Source organism: Chryseobacterium glaciei (genome assembly GCF_001648155.1).
Taxonomy (GTDB): domain Bacteria; phylum Bacteroidota; class Bacteroidia; order Flavobacteriales; family Weeksellaceae; genus Chryseobacterium; species Chryseobacterium glaciei.
The window spans coordinates 2,008,142-2,027,918 of the sequence record NZ_CP015199.1 but is presented as its reverse complement, the minus strand read 5'-3'; the positions used below and the strand labels follow the sequence as shown (position 1 = coordinate 2,027,918).

The following is a 19,777-nucleotide window of genomic DNA, read 5'->3' as shown; positions in this document are numbered from 1 at the left end:
GAATTATGCAAAAAACAAATAAGCCAACGCAATCGCAGTAATAACACCCACTAAATCTGCCAAAAGCATAGCAATTACCGTATATCTTGTATTCTTCACTGCTACTGCTCCAAAATAAACAGCAATCACGTAAAACGTCGTATCTGAACTTCCCTGCAGAACAGCAGCCAACTTCCCTTGGAAACTATCTGCTCCGAAAGTTGACATGGTGTCAACCATCATTCCACGGGCTCCGGAACCGGATAGAGGTTTGATTAATGCGGTTGGAAGTCCGTCAACAAAACGAGGATCAAAATTAGCAGTGTACGCTACCCATTTCATTCCATCGATGATGACATCAAAAACTCCTGAAGTTCTTAAAAGAGAAATTGCAATCAGCATTCCAACTAGATAAGGAATAATCTTGACGCAGGTTGTAAAACCTTCTTTTGCCCCTTCAATAAAAGCATCAAAAACATTAATTTTTTTATAAAGTGCACCAAGAACAATTCCCAAGAAAATAAAGAGAATCAGTCCGTTGCTTAAAACTTTACTAAAGGTGTCTAATTCATCTTTGCTTAATTGAACCAGGTATACAACCAAAAGTCCAATGATCGCTGAAATTCCGCCTACATAAGCGATAACTACAGGACGAAGAAGATTTATTTTCTGATATAAAGAAACAATAATCATTGCCGCTAATGTAGCTGCAAACGTCGCGATCATACAAGGAAGGAAAATATCCGTTGGGGTTTTAGAACCCATAGAAGCTCTAATTGCGATGATAGAAACCGGAATTAAAGTCATTCCTCCTGCGTGAAGACACAGAAACATAATCTGTGAATTACTCGCAGTATCTTTATTTGGATTTAAAGTTTGAAGACTTTCCATGGCTTTTAAACCAAATGGTGTTGCGGCATTATCCAATCCTAAAAGATTAGCACTGAAATTCATTAACATATGCCCGAAAGCAGGGTGGTTTTTTGGTATTTCCGGGAATAATTTTGAAAAGAAAGGTTGAATTAATCGACTTAAAAGATTGATTCCGCCGGCTTTTTCTGCGATACTCATGAATCCCATGAATAAGGTCATGATTCCAATTAAACCGATACAGATCTTCACAGCGGTTTCAGAGGTTCCGATAACGCCATCTGATTCCTGAACACGGTAAACTTTTACATCTTGTTTCAGAGAATCTGTCTTGTAATGAATTCTGCTATCGGCAAAATTCTGTTTTTTCATCAAACTGTCTCGGACAATAGGAGAGAGGGTATTCATTTTCTGAGTTGCTATCTGCACCGTATCACCGCCTTTTCCAACAACCATATCATTGAAAATGGTTTTGTAATGACTTGATGACATATACTTTATGCTTGCTATAGCAATGGCAACGATAATAAAAGCCGACCAAATTCTGCTGAGAACCATTTGATTAAATTAAAATTTGAGAAAAGATAATAAATTTAATGTAAAACTATTTAAACTTTTATTTTTTTTGAACCATTAAGATTGAATAAGGAGTTAAGAATATTAAGATTTAGCTTTAAAAATCAGAATGATTGACTTTAACTTAAAATCTTAATAAGACTTAATGATTTTAAAACATTTTTGAAAAACTACTTTTCGTCAAGATAAACCAAGTGTCCCGCAAAATCATCATCCAGGTTTTTCAGAACTTTTGCGTCTTTCATTTTATCAATTAAAGCATCAATAAAAAATCCTTTTTCAAAAAACTGACGGTGAATTCCGGGTAACAATTCCATGAAATAATCCATTCCGATTTTATTGTTATGAAGATCCATTTTGGTTTCTAATGGTTTATTTGGGAATAGCTCTTCGTGCATATCGGTTATTCTTTTACAGAAATCCAATGCTTTTTCGGGTGAAGAAATCTTGCTACAATACATCAGGATGAAAGCGCACCAAAGAGCGTGTCTGAAAGCATTACCAATGCCATTATTGGAAGCCGTTTTGGGAAAGCGTTTCTGAGCGATAGTAAAAGCCTGCATAGTAGCATAAAAGCTTAATAAAGAAAAAAGAGGATGAGGAAGAACAAGCGACAAAAGACGACAAATCTTTTTAAAGCTCATACTTCGGATTGTATTGAAAAATATTTTAAAAGTCCTCATAAATAAAAATCTCTCCCCAATTAGAGAGAGATTGTATTGTATTTGTTACAAATTTTAAGCATGTACTGCTAATAAATTTACTGTCTTAGCTACTACTTCTTTAATTTCAGTTCTTTTTACGATGAAATCAACGAATCCTTTTTCCTGCAAGAATTCAGAAGTTTGGAAACCTTCCGGTAAGTCTCTACCGATGGTCTCACGGATAACTCTTGGTCCTGCAAAGCCGATCAAAGCTTTAGGTTCAGCCATAATGATATCTGCAGTCATTGCGAAAGAAGCTGTAATTCCTCCAAAAGTAGGGTCGCAAAGATATGCGATGTATAAAAGTCCTGCTTCTGAAAGTTGAGCCAATTTAGCCTGTACTTTAGCCAATTGCATCAAAGAATAGGTTGCTTCCTGCATTCTCGCTCCTCCTGACTGACAAATGATCATATAAGGAAGTTTGTTGGCGATACAGTAATCAATTGCTCTTCTGATCTTTTCACCCATTACAGAACCTAACGATCCTCCAATAAAAGCAAAATCCATACAAGAAACTACCATTTTAGTTCCGTTTACAGTTCCTACACCATTTCTGATGGAATCTGTAAGCTTTGTTTTTGCTCTTACTTCTTTCAAACGATCAGCGTAAGGCTTTGTATCTTTGAAGTTTAGGATGTCTATACTTTCAACATTAGCATCTAGTTCAGTGAATTTACCTTCGTCAAAAAGGATATCAAAAAATTCTGCACTTCCTATTCTTACATGAAATCCGTCTTCAGGAGAAACATAATTGTTTTTCTTCAGTTCGTCATGTTCTACTACTTTTCCTGACGGAGTTTGGTGCCAAAGACCTTTGGGAACATCCTTTTTTTCATCAGTAGAGGTCGTAATGTTTTTTGCTTTTCTTTTAAACCAGTCGAATGCCATATCTATATAATTGATGTATGATAAATGCTAAAAGATGAAATGAAAGCGGTTTAAAAATCACTTATCACTCATCTTTTAGCATTTATTTATAATTTATTTAAGCGTATTTACGTTATTTAAGTCTTCAAACGCTTTAACCAATCTTGTAGAGAAAGTTTCTTCACCTTTTCTTACCCAAGCTCTTGGGTCATAGAATTTTTTGTTAGGTTTTTCTTCTCCTTCAGGATTTCCGATTTGAGCTCTTAAATAATCAATATTGTTAACCATATAATCTCTAATTCCTTCTGTGTAAGCGAATTGAAGATCTGTGTCAATGTTCATTTTGATCACACCGTAATCGATAGCTTCTCTGATCTCTTCTAAAGTAGATCCAGAACCTCCGTGGAATACGAAATTCACAGGCTTTTCACCAGTTCCGAATTTTTCTTCAACAAATTTCTGAGAGTTGTCAAGGATTTTTGGTGTAAGAACCACGTTTCCAGGCTTGTAAACTCCGTGTACGTTACCGAATGCTGCTGCAATAGTAAAGTTGTCTGAAACAGCTTTTAATTTCTCATAAGTATAAGCAATATCTTCAGGCTGAGTATATAATTTAGAGTTGTCTACATCAGAGTTATCAACACCATCTTCTTCACCTCCTGTAACACCGATCTCAACTTCTAAAGTCATCTGCATTTTAGCCATTCTTTCGAAATACTTAACAGAAATCTCCAAGTTTTCTTCTAAAGATTCTTCAGAAAGATCCAACATGTGAGAAGAGTAAAGAGATTTACCTGTCTGCTTATAAAATTCTTCACTAGCATCCAATAATCCGTCGATCCAAGGCAATAATTTTTTTGCACAGTGGTCAGTATGTAAAATTACAGTCGCTCCGTAAGCTTCTGCAAGAGTGTGAATATGTCTAGCTCCGGCAATAGATCCTAAAATAGCAGCCTTCTGACCGTCATTGCTTAATCCTTTTCCTGCGTTAAAAGCAGCTCCACCGTTAGAAAACTGAATGATAACAGGAGAGTTTAATTTTGCTGCAGTTTCCATAACAGCATTTACATTGCTAGAACCAATTACGTTTACAGCTGGTAATGCATATTTGTTTTCTTTAGCATGCTGAAAAATATCAGTAACTAATTGACCTGTGGCAACTCCTGCCGGGAAAATTCTGCTCATGTTTTACTTTTTATATAAATTATTAGGTGTTTCTAAAATTCCTGTAAAGGTAAGAATTTTTGATAAATTGTTAATTTCTTTTGTCGCGCCCCCAAAGTAGTTTCTGGCGGATGGTTTCGTAGAAGCTCAGATCATTCGGCTGTACCAAAAGTATCTGGAAACTTGCCTTTTTAATGATGATCTCCTGATCTGTTTCTATATGTATTAATCTTGAATCTAAAGAAAGCGAATATTGAGGCACTCGGCTTTCAACTTTGAATTTTATTTCTACTCTGTCATTAACCACTAAAGGTCTCACATTCAGATTGTGAGGAGCGATAGGAGTGATGACGAAGTTTTCGTTATTGGGAGAAATGATCGGTCCACCACAACTCAAAGAGTAAGCAGTAGAGCCTGTTGGGGTAGAAACGATAACGCCATCTCCCCAGAATACATTTAAAAATTCATCATTAATATATGAATCAACCGTAACCATAGATGTCGTTTCTTTTCTGGAAACGGTAACATCATTTAAAGCATACGGAAAAAATTCGTCTGATCTTGGTGAAACGACTTCAATAACAGCACGACGGCTCGTTTTTACATCACCTTTTAAGATCGCATCCAATTCTTTGAAGGCTTCTTCTTTAGTAAAACTTGCCAAAAATCCTAATCTTCCGGTGTTTACACCAACAATTGGGATTTCAAGATCTTCAATGAAAGTTAAAGAGTTTACAATCGTTCCGTCTCCACCGAAAGTGAAGAAAAGATCAACTTCTTTATCAATAAGATCCTGCTTATTATTAAAGGTCTCAAATATTTTTGAAAACTGAAGCGCTTCCGCCATTCCCTCGTACAAAACAGATTTTACGCCTCTGCTTTCAAGTTCTGAAACAAATTTGCTTAAATATAAAAAAGTATCAAGATCTTTTTTCTGAGAATATATGGCTGCCTTCATGTTTAAATTTCTATGAATTTTTGTAAAAAGCCGAATCTGTCTTTAAACAAATCAGATTTTTCGTCAGAATAGAATTTTTCTACAATTCTATAATCATAACGGTCAAAAGTTGCGTCTATCGAGCCCAGATTTTCATTGCTTATTTTTATGGTCACATGAATTACTTCATCGGACATAAAACTGATGAATCCACCATAAAATTTAGAGTTGTTACTCTCAATAATATTGGCAATTTCTGTCATTGAATATCTTCTGGCGGGGGTTTCAATCGTAAGGATAGCTCCTAGTTCCGAAAACAGCGGATATTTAGACAAATCCTGGAAAATGTCGTCGGAGCCGATGTATCCCAAATACTTTTCGTTTTTATTGATAACCGGAATTATACTGGCATTGAAGGTATAAAACAAACGAATGCTGTCCATAATATTGTTATCCTCAAGAATTGCAAAACGCTCGATCTGATGTTCAAGATCTTTCAGGGTTCCTTCTTCTTCATAAAGGAAATCCTGCGCAATTGCTCCGTAAAAGTGATTGGATTTTTTAACGAAAATATGAGAATATCCAAAGTCCTCTAACATGTTTCTTGCTGATTCTATTGAGTCAGTCAAGCTAAAACACGGGAAATCTTTTGAGATATAGTCCTTGATAAACATTGTGCTAATTTATAAAAAATTAAACGAAACTTTTTCTGAAAACCTATATTTTTTTTGGAGAAAATAAAAAAACCAATTTTAAAATTTGTTCGCGCCGAAAAAAAAAGTATCTTTGTCGCCTTTCATTTTTACTTTTTATTAGATTTATTTCAAACTGCACTGTCTTTTAGACACATGCAGTTTTTTTATTTTAAGGCCTTTGTGAACTCCCACATCACGATTCCTCCACATACGCTTACATTTAAAGAATGCTTGGTTCCTAACTGCGGAATCTCTAAAAATGTATCAATATTTTCTAATGCTTCATCGCTGATTCCTTCAACTTCATTTCCAAGAATTAAAGCATATTTCTTTGTCTTATCGATCGTGAAATCTGTAATCATCTGGCTGTTTGAGGTTTGTTCAATACCGATAATTTCAAATCCTTTACTTTTCAGATCGCTAATTGTAGTGTTAATATCACTTTCATGGCTCCAGTCAACACTTTCTGTTGCGCCTAATGCCGCCTTGTGAATCTCACGGTGAGGCGGTTGTGGAGTGATCCCGCACAGAATAATTTTTTCAATTAAAAAAGCATCTGCCGTTCTGAAAGTAGCACCCACATTGTGCATACTTCTAATATTATCTAAAACTATGATTAAAGGAATTTTCTCAACTTTCTTGAATGTTTCTACATCTATTCTGTTAAGTTCTTCCAGTTTTAATTTGTGTACCAATGTATTATTTTGTTGAAATTAATCTTCCTTCTTTGTAAACTTCCGTTTTTTCGATGCTTCCGTCTTCGCGATAATGAACTCTGTTGCCGTCTCTTTTATCATTTACGAACTCCGTTTCTCTCTGGATTTTTTCTGATGGATAAAGCGCCTTCCATTTCCCGATTGCAAGACCGTTTTGATAAAAACCAACCTGCTTTACCGACTTCCCATCATCATGAAAAAGTTTACTTTCGCCGTCTAATTTACCAAATTTATAATTAGAAACTTCAATCACAGCGCCTGAAGTTGAATAAAAAGTTGCAGTAGAACTATTATCATAAACGTTTTTATCTCCATTTCTAAAGACTTCTTTCGAGGTTAAAACGCCATTTTTATCGTAATAATCCCATTCTTTTACTTTATATCCTTTTTTATATTCTCCTTTGGCCTGTGTTTTTCCATTTTCAAAATAGAAAATGGCGTCACCTTCTAATTTTCCTTTTTTCCAGTCGGCAACTTCTTTTACCTGTCCGCTTTCATAGAACTGTTTGCAGTTTCCTTCCTGTAGACCGTCTTTAAATCCGCATGGTTTTTGTGCTAATGCAAAAGACGTTGTTGAAAATAGTAACAGAAAAATGTATTTCATAGAATTTTTTATTTCAAAAATAGCAAAATACTTATATTTGACTAAAAAATATACTATGAAAAATGTTTCAGTTGTTATGATGTTGCTCTTTGGTTTTATTTTTTCAAAGGCTCAAAATACCTATTATCCTCAAGCTTTTTTTGATAAGAAATTAGCTCAGCAAATGATTGGCTTTGGAAATTCTACGCTTGAAGGTGTGGCTTCAACCAAACAAAAAAATAATTGGGGAATCAAACCTTTGCTTGGAGAAAAACATTATGCCCCGAAAGGAACTGTGGTAATGCTTTTTCCTGTAACGCCTTATTTTGAAGAGTTTTACAGCATGAGAAAAAAGTATGAGAACAAAAAAACTACAGTTTATATGTCTGAAGAAGCTTTTAAATATAGAATTGAAGCTTTGACCGACGATCACGGCAGATTTAAATTCGAAAAACTGAAACCCGGAAAATATTATCTTGAAACAATTGTCAATTTTACAGCGACAGCAAGTTATCAGCAAAAAACGGGGCAGTCGGACGCATACAATGCTTATGGAGGATATTTGTACTCTACACCAATATATCAGACGTTTTTCTACGGATATTCTTCCGGAAATCGAGAAAGCAAGTTTGTAGAAATAAAACAAGACGGCGAACTAAAAGAAATCAACCTTTAATGGTTGATTTTTATTTTTTTAATCCCATAATTTGATGAACATTCTTCTCTATATTCTGTGCTAAAGTTTCCATCGGAATATCATTTTCATCATTATTAAAAGGATCTTCAATTTCTTCTGCAATCATTTCCAGACTCATCAATACATAATATACAAAAACCGTCAACGGAACCATGAAAAGCCCGATATTAATGACATAAGCAATCGGCAAGGCAAAAACGTAAAGAATAATAAATTTCTTGATAAACGAAGAGTAAGAATAAGGAATCGGAGTGTTTTTAATTCTTTCACAGCCTCCGCAAACATCCAGAAAACCTGAAAGTTGGGTGTCTAAATACAGCATTTCAATGTCTGATATTTTTCCTTCTTTTTTTAACTGACCTAATTTATGAGTTAAAAGAATGACGATTTCACTTGGGCCGTGGTGTTTCAAAGATTTTTCAATTTCAGAATAATCTTCATCCAAAGCCAATCTCGTAGATTCCTTTGAAAGATGTTTTGCTAAAAAGTGAGGATAAAACTTTAAATATCTTGCGATTTGCTCAGCATCTTTTCTGTCATCAACTAAAATATTATTGATTTTTACGGCAAAATTTCGGGTATCATTTACCAACTTTCCCCAAAGTTTTCTGCCTTCCCACCATCTGTCGTACGCTGTATTTGTTCTGAAAACCAACAATAAAGAAAGCACAAAACCTAATAACGAATGAATCATTCCCACATTGCTGACTCCAGATTTTGAAGTAAGATGAAAATATTCCACTTCTAAATATTGAATTCCCCAAGAGTACAATCCCACCAAAATCATACTTGGAAAAAGAATTTTCAATGTATCACTTTTATGTAAACTGAAAAGGATTTTAAGGAAATGTTTGGTGTTGTAGGCTCTCATAAATTAGGTTAGTCTTACAAAGATAAAATTTTCGTTTCATTTTCCTTTTACGTGAAACTTAAAATTAGTTTAAAAAAAATAGAGAATTTAATTTCTCACAGATTGCACAGGTTTACACAGATCTTTGAAAATAATTTTATGATCCGTGTAAATCTCGAGGAAATAATTTAATTCCAAAATTTTTCTAAATTTCAAAAAAACACTATTTTTATTTCGCATTAAATCAAGAAACAAAATGATTCTCGAAAACGTAGATGTTGTAAACGATATCAGTAAAGAAGATTTTCAGAAAAATTATTTCAAAAAGCATAAACCTCTCTTAATTAAAAATTTTGCGAGCCGTTGGGATGCTTTCGACAAATGGAATTTCGATTTTATCCGCGAAAAAGCAGGTGAACAAGACGTTCCCCTGTATGATAACAAACCCGCAGATGCTTCTAAAAGTACAGATGCTCCCGTCACACACATGAAGATGAAGGATTATATTGATACCATAAAAAGTAAACCGTCAGATCTTCGTATTTTCTTTTATATTATCACTGACAGGCTTCCTGAACTATTGAAAAATTTCACCTATCCTGATCTTGGAATGAAGTTTTTCAAAAGACTTCCGACTTTGTTTTTCGGGGGAAGCGATGCTCATGTTTTAATGCATTATGATGTCGATCTTGGTGATTTTCTTCACATCCATTTTGAAGGAAAGAAGAGGATTTTATTATTTGACCAAAAGCAATCTCCCTTTTTATATAAAGTTCCGCTGTCGGTTCACACGATCTATGATGTAGATTATGAAAACCCGGATTACGAAAAATTTCCGGCTTTAAAATATGCAAAAGGCTTTGAGATCTTCATGGAACATGGCGATGCACTTTTTATTCCGGGAGCATTTTGGCATTTCAACAGATATTTGGAACCCGGATTTTCAATGTCACTTCGGGCACTTCCTAATAAACCGAAAGTTTTTGCCAATATGCTGTATCATGTTTTCATTATGAGATATACAGATAAACTGATGCGAAAAATCTTTAAATCTAAATGGGTGAATTACAAACAGAAATGGGCGTATGAAAAAAGTACTGAAGCTTTGGAAAAGCGGCTAAACAATACATGATTTTTTATTTTTCACGAGTTTTCTAATTAGATCTTTTATTAATTACCCTTGTCAAGGTTCTAAACCTTGACAAGGGTTGTGGACAGATTCATGCTTTAATTCTATAAAAAAGAAAATATGCGCAATCATCTGTGTAAATCCGTGAAATCCGTGGGAGAAAAAATTATTTTAAATTATTAAGCATTTTAATCCTTCTATTTTATTTCATACTTTTACCATCCTAATTTTTTAAGAAAGATTTTAATGGCAAAGGCGACGAAAGAAAAGAAAGAAACCCCGTTAATGGCTCAATATAACGCCATCAAGGCCAAATATCCTGATGCGCTTTTGTTATTTCGAGTGGGAGATTTCTATGAAACTTTCGGACAGGATGCCGTTAGAACTTCTCAGATTTTAGGAATTGTTTTAACCAAGAGAGCGAATGGAGACGGGCATATAGAATTGGCTGGATTTCCGCATCATTCTGTAGATTCTTATCTTCCAAAGTTGGTGAGAGCCGGACTTCGTGTTGCGATCTGCGACCAATTGGAAGATCCTAAAACCGTAAAAGGAATTGTAAAAAGAGGAGTGACCGAATTGGTGACGCCCGGAGTTACCTTCAATGATCAGGTTTTAAACTCGAAAAAGAATAATTTCCTGCTTTCTCTTCATAAAGAAAAAGAAAAATACGGAATCGCTTTGGTTGATGTTTCAACAGGTGAGTTTTTGGTAAGTGAAGGAAATTTAGATAAAATACTTCATATCGTCAATACTTTTGATCCGAGTGAGATTATTTATCAGAGAAGTGTTCAGCTTCCCGAGCAGCTTAAAAATAAAAGCGCTTTCAAGCTTGAAGATTGGGCTTATCAATATAATTTTGGCTACGAAAAGTTGACGAATCATTTTAAAACAAATTCTCTAAAAGGTTTTGGTGTTGAAAATTCTAAACTGGCAATTGCAGCAGCAGGAGCCATTTTCGCTTATCTTGTTGAAGATACACACCATAATTTATTGGCTCACATTACAAAGATTCAGGTGATTCCTCAGGAAGATTTCTTGATGATGGATAATTTTACCTTGAGAAATCTTGAAATTGTTTATCCAAGCAATCCACAAGGAAAATCGTTATTAGATATTATAGATAAAACTTCAACTCCAATGGGCGGAAGGCTGTTGAGAAGAAGAATTATCCTTCCTTTAAAATCTGTCTACGAAATTGGAAGAAGGCTTTCTTTAATTGATTTTTTAAATGAAAATGATCATCTGAAATATGAGATTTCCCAATTATTAAAGGCGATTTCCGATTTAGATCGATTAATGGGAAAACTGGCTGCCGAAAAGATCTCGCCCAGAGAATTAGGACATTTACGCCAGAGCTTAATTAATATTCATAAAATTAAAGCGTTGCTTCATCCCCATGCTGATGTTTTGGCTTGGCTTGAACCGTTGTCTGATTTAGATGAATTAATTAAATCCTTACAAAATTCTCTTAATGAAGAACTTCCGGTAAGTCTGGCGAAAGGGAATGTGATTAAAAATGGTATTTCTGAAGAGCTGGATATGTTGAGAGGTCTTCAAAGTAAAGGGCGTGGTTTCCTTGATGATATGTGTCAGCGAGAAATCGAAAGAACGGGAATTACTAGCCTTAAAATTGATTTTAATAATGTTTTCGGATATTATATTGAAGTTCGAAATACCCATAAAGATAAAGTTCCGAGTGATTGGTTGAGAAAGCAAACGTTGGTTAATGCTGAACGTTATATCACGGAAGAATTAAAAGAATATGAAAGTCAGATTCTTGGCGCGGAGGATAAAATTGGCGTTTTAGAAAACCAATTATACAGAAATGTTTGTTCTGAAACGATGGTTTATATGGATCAGATTCAGGAGAACTCGAACATTATTGCACAATTGGATGTTGCCGTTGGTTTATCTGAATTGGCTGTTTCTGAGAGTTATACAAAACCTGTTTTAACGGATAGTTTCTCAATCGATTTAAAAGAAGCAAGACATCCGATTATTGAAAACGCGCTTCCTTTAGGTGAAAAATATATTCCGAATGATATTTATTTAGATAAAGATTCTCAGCAAATCATCATGGTTACAGGTCCCAACATGGCGGGTAAATCTGCAATTCTTCGTCAGACTGCAATTGTTTGTCTTTTAGCACAAATTGGAAGTTTTGTTCCTGCAAAGCATGCGGAAATTGGAGTTTTAGATAAAATTTTTACGAGAGTAGGAGCCACAGATAATATTTCTGCAGGTGAATCAACTTTCATGGTTGAAATGAACGAAGCCGCTAATATTTTGAATAATATTTCAGATCGAAGTTTGATTTTATTAGACGAAATCGGTCGTGGAACTTCAACTTATGATGGGGTTTCCATTGCTTGGGCAATCGCGGAATATCTTCATCAACATCCGACTCAGGCTAAAACTTTATTCGCAACGCATTATCATGAACTAAATGAAATGACTGTGAATTTCGAGCGTGTAAAGAATTTCCACGTTTCTATTCAGGAGAACAAAGGAAGTATTATTTTCCTGAGAAAGCTGGTTCCTGGTGGAAGTGAGCACAGTTTCGGTATTCATGTGGCAAAATTGGCGGGAATGCCTTCAAAAGTGGTCAACAGAGCCAATGAAATCCTCAAAACGTTAGAAGCAAGTCGCGGGCAGGGAACTGGCGCATCTGAAACCATTAAAAGAGTAACAGAAGAAAATATGCAGCTTTCTTTCTTCCAATTGGATGATCCTGTGTTGGAAAATATCCGTGAAGAACTTACGAAAATTGATATCAATACTTTGACGCCGATTGAAGCTCTAATGAAGCTGAATTCTATTAAAAAGATGATCGGGAAATAATCATTTAACGTTGAAATATTAATAATGAAGCTTTAATATTTCTTCAATGATAAAGGGAAAGTATAAAGATAACGAACGGGTTCATTATTTACAGTAGCTGGTTTCCATTTTACAAACATTCTTCTGATGGCTGTTTCTGCGGCAGCTGAGTGTTTTTTATCATCTCCGGTTGCAGTAACGTATCGTACATAGCCGTTTTTTTCAACGATAAAATAGACTCTTGTGTTGATCTTATTAGTTTTTACATCAATAATATCCATGTTCTCGGCAAATTTTCTGTGGAAAGCTTCCATTCCTCCCGGAAATTCGGGTGCCTTATCTGCTTTTGTTACCACATCATCCATTTTCATTTTTGATTTTAAAAATGTATAATCTGTAATCGTTGGAGTACCTGTTTTTGTTTCTGCTTTTTGCCCAAATACTGTAATGCCTAAAAATGCTATTAAAAAGAAGAATGATTTTTTCATAGCGAAAGAATTTAATTAAGATTTTAATGCTTTTAACCAAAGCAAAAAGAGAGCCTAAGTGCTCTCTTTTTATTATAAATGATTGTATTCGTAAGTAGTGATCTCGGTATCGGTTATGCTTGTCCCTGTTTTTTCATAAAAATCGCGGGTGTCTTTCTTAGGATATCCGTTCGTATGATATTCGTAGGTTGAATGGTAGATTGTCCATTCGTCTCCTGGTGTAGTAGTATATTGGATACGGTTGTTATAATCTATAACATTACGGGTTGATCCGTTCATATCCTCACTGTCCATAAGTCTGGTGTATCCGATAATATTTTTAAATGGAAAACTTCCTCCGTCATAAGCAACATTTTTAAGAATTCCAGTTCCGTTTTGAGTTGTTCCTGGCTGTACATCTGCAACGGTTTCCGTCCAGTTTTTTAAAGATCCGTCAGTGTTTAAATAAACATCTTTTACATAAGTTTTAGTTGAGTTGGTATGAGCAATAACATCCGTTATTCTTACTCGATCGGCTCCAATATAGGCATAATCTGTAGTGTATGTTGCGCCTTGATAAGTAGACGATTTTTTTAAGATCTTGTTTGAGCTGTTGTACGTTACATTTGTGGTTTGTGTTGATCCATCAGCGTAAGTATCAAGATATTTGGTAATCAAGTCACCGGAATACGTATAAGTTCTTTTGAAATTATCCGTTGTATTGGTCAGGGTAACAATCTTGGCTCCGTTATAGCTAAAAGTATAATTATCACCATCCTGCACCATTTTTGTCACTAAAATTGGATTGTCTTCTGCAGAGGTATCTTCCTCAACTGTTGCACACGATGTGAAAAGTAAAATAGGTAGTAAGAAGTAAAATTTTTTCATATAAATTGATTAAATGAGTTATAAGAGTCAAAAATAAGAGAAATAATTAATTATTTGAATAAATTATAAGTTAAAATATAATATGGTTAATATATTTTTAAATTTAAAATAGGGTGTTTCAATAAAAAATGACATCAAAATTTGACGTCATTAGAAGTTTAATATAGATGTGCTTAAAAAATTAACAGCAAACTCCTTTCGCGTTGCAAGCACCGATGTAAGCCTCACCGTCTGTGTCTGTAAAACAAAAGCAAGTTGTAACACACTTGATTTCTCCAGCACCATTAACTTTTTCTAATTGATCTCTTGTAAGTTTTTTTAAATTTTTCATAAGTAATAATTTTAATTTGTAAAACGAATATAAATAAAATAAATCAAATAATAGTGATAAAAATGATTTTAAAGAATAATTATCAAAATAAAAACTAATAATAATTTCACTAATTTTGAGTATGAAGAATGTAATCAATATATTATTTCTGTGTTTGTGTTTTTCGGTTTTTAAAGCACAACAGACAACGGTTTCTTCAATTAAATATGAAGAGCTGGAAAAACGTATTCAACAGGAGAAAGATAAACTTCTTGTCGTTAATTTTTGGTCAACGACTTGTGCGCCATGCGTAAAAGAGCTTCCTCATTTCATGGAAGTCAATAATAAATATGCTAATAATCGGAAATTTAAAATGATCTTGGTTTCACTTGATCGATTGGTAGATAAAGAAAGAGTGATCAAATTCATCAAAAATAAAAACCTCACGGCAGAAGTAATTTTATTGGATGACATCAAAAGAATGAACACCTGGATTCCTAAGTTTGAAAAAGACTGGGACGGAAATATTCCAGTGACGATTTTCTATAAAAATGGCGAAAAAGTACATTTCAACGACGGAGAAATGAGCAAACAAGAACTTGAAAATACAATTACTAAAAATTTACAATAATCAATATAATATGAAAAATCTAAAAATTTTAATGACGGCTTTTGTCGTTGGTTTAGGGCTTTTAAGCTTCACAACGATAAACGATGATAAGGCGCCTCAAAAACAAAGCAACGCTTCTTCAAAAGGATATGGAGTAGGAGACGAGGCAACAGATTTTAAGCTAAAAAATGTTGATGGAAAAATGGTTTCGTTGAGAGAGTTTAAGTCCGCAAAAGGTTTTATCGTGATCTTCACATGCAACCATTGCCCGTATGCGAAAAAATACGAGGACAGAATTGTTGAACTTGACAAAAAATACAAAGATCAGGGTTATCCCGTGATCGCGATCAATCCGAATGACCCAAGTGTACAGCCGGAAGACGGTTACAAACAAATGATCGACAGAGCTAAAGAAAAAGGGTTTACTTTCCCTTATTTGGTGGATGAAGGTCAGAAGGTTTTCCCTCAATACGGAGCGACAAAAACACCTCATGTATTTGTTTTACAGAAAGAAAACGGTAAAAATATAGTAAAATACATCGGAGCGATCGATAATAATTACGAAAATCCAAACGATGTTTCAGAATATTACGCTCAAGATGCTTTAAATGCTTTGATAAAAGGTGAGCCTATAAAAATGACAAAAACTGTTGCCATTGGATGTACTGTGAAAGTAAAGAAATAATATCTTTGTAAAAATATATAAATTGGAACGGGCTTTAGCCCGTTTTTTTAATAATAAAACCAATTCGGCTTTAGCTAAAACATAAATATGAAATTCAGATTCAGCTTAAAATATTTCGTTGCAACAATAGTAATTTTCTTGGTTGAGGTTTTAATTGCCACAAAACTAAAAGACATTTTCTTCGTCAGAGCCTATTTGGGTGATGTCATTGTGGTAATTCTTCTCTATACTTTCGTTAAAAGTTTTATCTTCATTAATAATCAAAAACTTATTCTTGGAATTTTGGCTTTTTCTTGTTTGGTTGAGTTTGCTCAATCCTTCAATATTGCAGAAAAACTAGGCTTCCAACAAGGAAGCCTGATGTATATTGTGATCGGAAATTCTTTTTCCTGGATTGATATTTTGTGTTATGTTGCAGGTTGTTTACTGCTTTTTCTTTTTGTAAAATTTGAAGAATCAAGAAGCTTACAAAAAGTGAGTTAAGATCAATTATCTTCCGAAACTGTCGTATTTATCTTCCGCATATTTTACAAAGCGATTCAATAAAACAACGTTCTCTTTTTCCATTGGAGAAAGGTCATTGTCTACATTATTAGAAACCGGAATATACCAATCTGTCTGTTCAAAGAAATTTCTGTAGGTCTGCTTTTTGAAAGCATATCCGTGTCTTGCAAAAACAGAATTTTTAATGATTTCAAGATCTAGTTTTCTTAAGTTTTTAAGATCTTTTTCTGACAGCTTTTGTTTAGAGGCATTTAATTTAAACACAGCATCCGAGGCAACTCTATTTTTTTGAGTTGTGTATTTTTCTGTTTTCCCGGTTTCTTCATCGGTATATTTTTCAACAAAATCTTTCGGATTTTCCCAATCTACCAAGTTTGAATCTTCATCCAGCATAAAATTCGGATTATAAACAAACTGCTTTTTGGTTAGCTTTAGTGTTTTTAGAGGTGATTTTACCGCTTTTTTATTGAATACAGACCATTTTCCTGTTAAACTGTCACCAGATAATTTCACTTCAAATCTTCCATCCGTTTTATCATTTCCGGGTTCGTCAAGCGTAAATGATTTGGAGCTTTCATTAAAACTTCCTCGGAACGGACGTTGATTTCCATTCACAATACTTTGCCCGTAAACACTGTCTTTTGTGATTCTGTTAATCTTTAAAGCAAGCTTTTTATAAACATCACCTTCATATTCCTCCCCATCTTCAGAAGTAATCATTTCTTTTCCTGCAAAATCGCCCATGTAAATTCCGTACAGTTCTTGATGAACCTCAGGAACAGCCACAGAATCTTTCTTTGCAACAAGAGAATCTTTTGATGATTCGGTTTCTTTTCCATCCTTTTTACAGGCAATTAAACTGACTGTAAATAAAGAAATTAATGTTAATTTTAAAGTTTTCATATATGTTTTTTTGTAATTAAATATTCAATTAAAAGGATATTCGGAACCCAGCCCATCCATGCAATAATCTCATAGACATCCATCGGATTGGGGTGGAATAAATATACAATAATAACCTTCCACATTCTTAAAGTGACAGCAGAAAGCGTTAATGCAAAACTGCGCCACATCCATTGCTTATGTTGTTTAAATTTTTTCTGTCGGGCAAATTGATAAGCTTTAAAAGTAGTAAACCACCACAAACTTCCCAAAATAACAAAAGAAATTTTAGAAAAAACGTCTCCGTTAGCGAAAAATCCCATGTAAATTCCTGATGGAGCAGACAAAATCAATAATAGAAAAATATAAACTTTCCCCGAATTTCTATGGAAATTTTTAAGTCCAAAATCTTTCCTGAGGATTGCTAAAAATCCGGAGAGTAAAACAAAAATACTCGTATAAACATGGGTGTAGAAAAACCACAAATATTCCGGTCTGTCGGTAACTTCAGTTTGTTTTATCATTAAAAAACTCACCTCTGTTTTTAAAGGAATATATTCTAACGTGATTTTAAACATCAGCCAAAAGAAATATCCGAACCCGATTACTAAAAGGATTTTTAAGATGTTTGGGATATTTCTTTTAACTGTGAGCATTTTATAATTTGTGTTGTCTTTTTAAACACTAATATCACAAATTTTTCCACAAGTATTCACTAATTGAATTGTGTTATTTGTGAAATTATTAGTGTCATTTGTGTTTAGATTAAACTATTTCAAATTCAAATCCTGCGCAATCAGCCAAGCCTCACTCCAGCAAGCCTGAAAATTAAATCCTCCAGTCACCGCATCAATATTCAAAACTTCTCCGGCGACATAAAAATTAGGTAAAATTTTCGAGGACATATTTTTAAAATTAATTTCTTTTAAATCTACACCTCCGGCCGTTACAAACTCATCTTTAAAAGTTGATTTTCCTGTAACCTGCAATTTCTTTTTGCAGAGATTTTCCAAAATGGTTTGCATTTCCTTCCCTGAAATCTGGGCAACTTGCTTGTTGAGGTCAACCTTTGAAACTTCTAATATTTTCTGCCAGAATCTATTCGTTATATCAAATATTTTTGCCAGTCCAATGGTCTTTTTCGGATTGGATTGTTTGAAGTTTTGAAACAATTCTTCTGCATCATCAATATCTTTTGAAATAAAATTAACTTCAATTTCAAAATTATATTTAACCTTGGCTAAACTTAAAGCTTCCCAAGCCGATATTTTTAAAATCGCTGGTCCTGAAAGTCCCCAATGAGTTATTAACAAAGGTCCGCTTTCTTCTGTCTTCAATTTCGGAATAGAAATTTCTGCATTTTCAAAGCTTGTTCCGGGCAACTCTTTTAATAAATCATTTTTAATATTGAATGTAAAAAGTGATGGAACTAAATCGATGATTTTATGTCCTAAATTTTCAATAATTTTCAAAGACTTCGGCGAACTTCCCGTTGTATAAACTACAAAGTCAGCTTCAAAATCACCTAAACTTGTTTTAACGACATATTTTTCGTCTAGTTTTTCAATTTCCTTAACAGAACATTTTGTCTTTACTTCAACATTTTTTTGCTGAATTTCATTCAATAAAGTATTAATAATGGTCTGTGAAGAGTTGCTTTCAGGGAAAACCCTGTTATCATTTTCTATTTTCAACGGAACTTTTCGTTGATCAAACCAATCCATCATATCTCCCGGCTGGAATTTAGTGAAAACACTCAATAATTCTTTATTTCCACGAGGGTAAAACTGAACCAATTCCTTTGGGTCAAAGCATGCATGAGTTATATTACATCTTCCACCTCCGGAAATCTTAACTTTCTGAAGGACATCTGAGTTTTGCTCAAGAATCGTAATGTTATATTTTGTTTCGTCAAGATTCGATGCGCAGAAAAAACCGGCTGCACCGCCTCCAATAATGATAATTTGCTTCATAATTCTATTAATCTTATGCTCAAGATTATTTTTACAAAACTACAATTTTTATAAACCATCTTATTTGAGTAATTTTGAAGAATATAATTTTTTGAACTTTAAAGTGAAAATATTCAACCACAAAAGGAACAAAAGATTGTAAACACTTTAGAAAAAATAAGTTTATTATTAAACAGTTTAAAAGTTCACATAAGATGAAAATCAAAGATTTTCTAAAACTAATGTCTTCTTCTGTTTATTGTTGAAAGACTTATGTATTGCAAAAGCTTTTGTTCCTTTTGTGGTTAAAAAGTTGGAGTTCATTATTAAAAAATAAAATTTAAATGATATTTTACCATAAATTCGAAGTTCGTTGGAGTGATCTTGATGCCAACAAACATTTAGCAAACTCATCATATGTACAATTTTGCGCGCAAACAAGAATGGCTTTTATGAAGCAGGAAAAAATGGGCGTTACTCAAATGAGTCGATGGGGGATTGGTCCTGTGATTATGCATGAAAGATTTTCTTTTTTCAAAGAAATATTTGCAGATCAGGTCGTTATTGTAAGTCTGGAAATTGATGGTTGTGCAGAAGATTCTTCTATTTATCGTTTTGTACACAAATTTTATCTTCCTGATGGTTCACATTGTGCAACTTCAGAAGCTACGGGAGTTTGGATTGATACCATGCTGAGAAAAATGACAACGCCACCGGATGATGTAATGGAAGCGATGAACAAATATAAAACACCGGACACAATAATCTTAACGAGAGAAGATTTTAAGAAATTGCCTTTCCGTCCGGAAAATATAGATCCGACGAAACTTAACTAATAAATGATAAGAGATAAATGATCGTTGATAGAACAAAATGTCTTCAAAATCAT

The 19,777-nt window shown here is 33.9% G+C and carries 22 protein-coding genes; 7 read left to right on the top strand and 15 right to left on the bottom strand.

Annotation, left to right across the window (positions count from 1 at the left end):
• Nucleotides 1–3 precede the first annotated feature (3 nt).
• From A0O34_RS08990 to A0O34_RS08955, 8 genes are all read right to left on the bottom strand, one after another.
• Nucleotides 4–1,407, bottom strand: coding sequence for a nucleoside recognition domain-containing protein (locus tag A0O34_RS08990; RefSeq protein ID WP_066753892.1), 1,404 nt, complete (start codon nt 1,405–1,407; stop codon nt 4–6).
• Nucleotides 1,408–1,595: 188 nt separating this feature from the next.
• Nucleotides 1,596–2,108 carry a DUF6973 domain-containing protein gene (locus tag A0O34_RS08985; RefSeq protein WP_066753891.1) on the bottom strand — a complete coding sequence of 171 codons (513 nt, stop codon included), beginning with the start codon at nt 2,106–2,108 and terminating at the stop codon, nt 1,596–1,598.
• Between the two features lie 54 nt (nt 2,109–2,162).
• The gene (accD, locus tag A0O34_RS08980) at nt 2,163–3,017 is read right to left on the bottom strand and encodes an acetyl-CoA carboxylase, carboxyltransferase subunit beta (RefSeq protein ID WP_066753890.1); all 855 of its coding nucleotides are present in this window, start codon (nt 3,015–3,017) and stop codon (nt 2,163–2,165) included.
• 93 nt (nt 3,018–3,110) lie between these two features.
• Complete coding sequence (gene fbaA, locus A0O34_RS08975; protein ID WP_066753889.1) at nt 3,111–4,181, bottom strand: class II fructose-bisphosphate aldolase; 1,071 nt, start codon at nt 4,179–4,181, stop codon at nt 3,111–3,113.
• A 70-nt stretch (nt 4,182–4,251) separates the two neighbouring features.
• Nucleotides 4,252–5,118 (bottom strand): NAD kinase, encoded by an 867-nt coding sequence (locus A0O34_RS08970; protein WP_066753887.1) that lies wholly within the window; start codon nt 5,116–5,118, stop codon nt 4,252–4,254.
• Nucleotides 5,119–5,120: 2 nt separating this feature from the next.
• Nucleotides 5,121–5,696 carry a CBS domain-containing protein gene (locus A0O34_RS08965; RefSeq protein ID WP_228394372.1) on the bottom strand — a complete coding sequence of 192 codons (576 nt, stop codon included), beginning with the start codon at nt 5,694–5,696 and terminating at the stop codon, nt 5,121–5,123.
• 260 nt (nt 5,697–5,956) lie between these two features.
• The gene (locus A0O34_RS08960) at nt 5,957–6,487 is read right to left on the bottom strand and encodes an RNA methyltransferase (protein ID WP_066753878.1); all 531 of its coding nucleotides are present in this window, start codon (nt 6,485–6,487) and stop codon (nt 5,957–5,959) included.
• A gap of 4 nt (nt 6,488–6,491) precedes the next feature.
• Nucleotides 6,492–7,112: a toxin-antitoxin system YwqK family antitoxin gene (locus A0O34_RS08955; protein ID WP_066753876.1), complete on the bottom strand. Its 621-nt coding sequence runs from the start codon at nt 7,110–7,112 to the stop codon at nt 6,492–6,494.
• A 55-nt stretch (nt 7,113–7,167) separates the two neighbouring features.
• Here A0O34_RS08955 and A0O34_RS08950 point away from each other — a divergent pair, with 55 nt between their 5' ends.
• Nucleotides 7,168–7,767, top strand: a complete 600-nt coding sequence (locus tag A0O34_RS08950; RefSeq protein WP_066759596.1) for a hypothetical protein — start codon at nt 7,168–7,170, stop codon at nt 7,765–7,767.
• Between the two features lie 10 nt (nt 7,768–7,777).
• On the opposite strand, the gene A0O34_RS08945 is transcribed toward A0O34_RS08950, so the two are convergent.
• A complete protein-coding gene (locus A0O34_RS08945) occupies nt 7,778–8,659 on the bottom strand; it encodes a bestrophin family protein (RefSeq protein WP_066753874.1) in 882 nt (293 codons plus the stop codon).
• A 235-nt stretch (nt 8,660–8,894) separates the two neighbouring features.
• Here A0O34_RS08945 and A0O34_RS08940 point away from each other — a divergent pair, with 235 nt between their 5' ends.
• Together A0O34_RS08940 and mutS are read left to right on the top strand one after the other, a co-directional pair.
• Complete coding sequence (locus A0O34_RS08940) at nt 8,895–9,770, top strand: cupin-like domain-containing protein (protein ID WP_066753872.1); 876 nt, start codon at nt 8,895–8,897, stop codon at nt 9,768–9,770.
• Between the two features lie 243 nt (nt 9,771–10,013).
• Entirely contained in the window at nt 10,014–12,611 is a 2,598-nt protein-coding gene (gene mutS, locus A0O34_RS08935) for a DNA mismatch repair protein MutS (protein ID WP_066753870.1), read from the top strand.
• A gap of 32 nt (nt 12,612–12,643) precedes the next feature.
• Here the strand turns inward: mutS and A0O34_RS08930 are convergent, their stop codons facing one another.
• The 3 genes from A0O34_RS08930 to A0O34_RS22335 form a co-directional block, all read right to left on the bottom strand.
• Nucleotides 12,644–13,078 (bottom strand): energy transducer TonB, encoded by a 435-nt coding sequence (locus tag A0O34_RS08930; RefSeq protein WP_066753868.1) that lies wholly within the window; start codon nt 13,076–13,078, stop codon nt 12,644–12,646.
• Between the two features lie 72 nt (nt 13,079–13,150).
• On the bottom strand, nt 13,151–13,945 hold the full coding sequence (locus A0O34_RS08925; protein ID WP_066753867.1) for a hypothetical protein: 795 nt from the start codon (nt 13,943–13,945) through the stop codon (nt 13,151–13,153).
• A gap of 181 nt (nt 13,946–14,126) precedes the next feature.
• Nucleotides 14,127–14,276: a bacteriocin-like protein gene (locus A0O34_RS22335; protein ID WP_157885987.1), complete on the bottom strand. Its 150-nt coding sequence runs from the start codon at nt 14,274–14,276 to the stop codon at nt 14,127–14,129.
• Between the two features lie 121 nt (nt 14,277–14,397).
• Between A0O34_RS22335 and A0O34_RS08920 the strand changes: the two genes are divergently transcribed.
• From A0O34_RS08920 to A0O34_RS08910, 3 genes are all read left to right on the top strand, one after another.
• Complete coding sequence (locus tag A0O34_RS08920) at nt 14,398–14,886, top strand: TlpA family protein disulfide reductase (protein ID WP_066753864.1); 489 nt, start codon at nt 14,398–14,400, stop codon at nt 14,884–14,886.
• A 10-nt stretch (nt 14,887–14,896) separates the two neighbouring features.
• Nucleotides 14,897–15,550 carry a thioredoxin family protein gene (locus A0O34_RS08915; protein ID WP_066753861.1) on the top strand — a complete coding sequence of 218 codons (654 nt, stop codon included), beginning with the start codon at nt 14,897–14,899 and terminating at the stop codon, nt 15,548–15,550.
• Between the two features lie 87 nt (nt 15,551–15,637).
• Nucleotides 15,638–16,033, top strand: coding sequence for a ribosomal maturation YjgA family protein (locus tag A0O34_RS08910; RefSeq protein ID WP_066753859.1), 396 nt, complete (start codon nt 15,638–15,640; stop codon nt 16,031–16,033).
• Between the two features lie 6 nt (nt 16,034–16,039).
• On the opposite strand, the gene A0O34_RS08905 is transcribed toward A0O34_RS08910, so the two are convergent.
• The 3 genes from A0O34_RS08905 to A0O34_RS08895 all read right to left on the bottom strand — a co-directional run bounded on the left by A0O34_RS08905 (nt 16,040) and on the right by A0O34_RS08895 (nt 18,909).
• Nucleotides 16,040–16,957: a YARHG domain-containing protein gene (locus A0O34_RS08905; protein ID WP_066753856.1), complete on the bottom strand. Its 918-nt coding sequence runs from the start codon at nt 16,955–16,957 to the stop codon at nt 16,040–16,042.
• Entirely contained in the window at nt 16,954–17,592 is a 639-nt protein-coding gene (locus A0O34_RS08900; protein WP_066753854.1) for a DUF2306 domain-containing protein, read from the bottom strand. The genes A0O34_RS08905 and A0O34_RS08900 overlap by 4 nt, the downstream gene beginning before the upstream one ends.
• Before the next feature lie 114 nt (nt 17,593–17,706).
• Nucleotides 17,707–18,909, bottom strand: a complete 1,203-nt coding sequence (locus tag A0O34_RS08895) for a BaiN/RdsA family NAD(P)/FAD-dependent oxidoreductase (protein WP_157885986.1) — start codon at nt 18,907–18,909, stop codon at nt 17,707–17,709.
• A 323-nt stretch (nt 18,910–19,232) separates the two neighbouring features.
• On the opposite strand from A0O34_RS08895, the gene A0O34_RS08890 reads away from it, so the two are divergent.
• Nucleotides 19,233–19,724, top strand: a complete 492-nt coding sequence (locus A0O34_RS08890) for an acyl-CoA thioesterase (protein WP_066753849.1) — start codon at nt 19,233–19,235, stop codon at nt 19,722–19,724.
• The last annotated feature ends 53 nt before the right edge of the window (nt 19,725–19,777 follow it).

Coding starts and splice junctions, on each gene's coding strand:
- A0O34_RS08990 (WP_066753892.1), bottom strand. CDS start 1,407: ATGGTTCTCAGCAGAATTTGGTCGGCTTTTATTATCGTTGCCATTGCT.
- A0O34_RS08985 (WP_066753891.1), bottom strand. CDS start 2,108: ATGAGGACTTTTAAAATATTTTTCAATACAATCCGAAGTATGAGCTTT.
- accD (WP_066753890.1), bottom strand. CDS start 3,017: ATGGCATTCGACTGGTTTAAAAGAAAAGCAAAAAACATTACGACCTCT.
- fbaA (WP_066753889.1), bottom strand. CDS start 4,181: ATGAGCAGAATTTTCCCGGCAGGAGTTGCCACAGGTCAATTAGTTACT.
- A0O34_RS08970 (WP_066753887.1), bottom strand. CDS start 5,118: ATGAAGGCAGCCATATATTCTCAGAAAAAAGATCTTGATACTTTTTTA.
- A0O34_RS08965 (WP_228394372.1), bottom strand. CDS start 5,696: ATGTTAGAGGACTTTGGATATTCTCATATTTTCGTTAAAAAATCCAAT.
- A0O34_RS08955 (WP_066753876.1), bottom strand. CDS start 7,112: ATGAAATACATTTTTCTGTTACTATTTTCAACAACGTCTTTTGCATTA.
- A0O34_RS08950 (WP_066759596.1), top strand. CDS start 7,168: ATGAAAAATGTTTCAGTTGTTATGATGTTGCTCTTTGGTTTTATTTTT.
- A0O34_RS08945 (WP_066753874.1), bottom strand. CDS start 8,659: ATGAGAGCCTACAACACCAAACATTTCCTTAAAATCCTTTTCAGTTTA.
- A0O34_RS08940 (WP_066753872.1), top strand. CDS start 8,895: ATGATTCTCGAAAACGTAGATGTTGTAAACGATATCAGTAAAGAAGAT.
- mutS (WP_066753870.1), top strand. CDS start 10,014: ATGGCAAAGGCGACGAAAGAAAAGAAAGAAACCCCGTTAATGGCTCAA.
- A0O34_RS08930 (WP_066753868.1), bottom strand. CDS start 13,078: ATGAAAAAATCATTCTTCTTTTTAATAGCATTTTTAGGCATTACAGTA.
- A0O34_RS08925 (WP_066753867.1), bottom strand. CDS start 13,945: ATGAAAAAATTTTACTTCTTACTACCTATTTTACTTTTCACATCGTGT.
- A0O34_RS22335 (WP_157885987.1), bottom strand. CDS start 14,276: ATGAAAAATTTAAAAAAACTTACAAGAGATCAATTAGAAAAAGTTAAT.
- A0O34_RS08920 (WP_066753864.1), top strand. CDS start 14,398: ATGAAGAATGTAATCAATATATTATTTCTGTGTTTGTGTTTTTCGGTT.
- A0O34_RS08915 (WP_066753861.1), top strand. CDS start 14,897: ATGAAAAATCTAAAAATTTTAATGACGGCTTTTGTCGTTGGTTTAGGG.
- A0O34_RS08910 (WP_066753859.1), top strand. CDS start 15,638: ATGAAATTCAGATTCAGCTTAAAATATTTCGTTGCAACAATAGTAATT.
- A0O34_RS08905 (WP_066753856.1), bottom strand. CDS start 16,957: ATGAAAACTTTAAAATTAACATTAATTTCTTTATTTACAGTCAGTTTA.
- A0O34_RS08900 (WP_066753854.1), bottom strand. CDS start 17,592: ATGCTCACAGTTAAAAGAAATATCCCAAACATCTTAAAAATCCTTTTA.
- A0O34_RS08895 (WP_157885986.1), bottom strand. CDS start 18,909: ATGAAGCAAATTATCATTATTGGAGGCGGTGCAGCCGGTTTTTTCTGC.
- A0O34_RS08890 (WP_066753849.1), top strand. CDS start 19,233: ATGATATTTTACCATAAATTCGAAGTTCGTTGGAGTGATCTTGATGCC.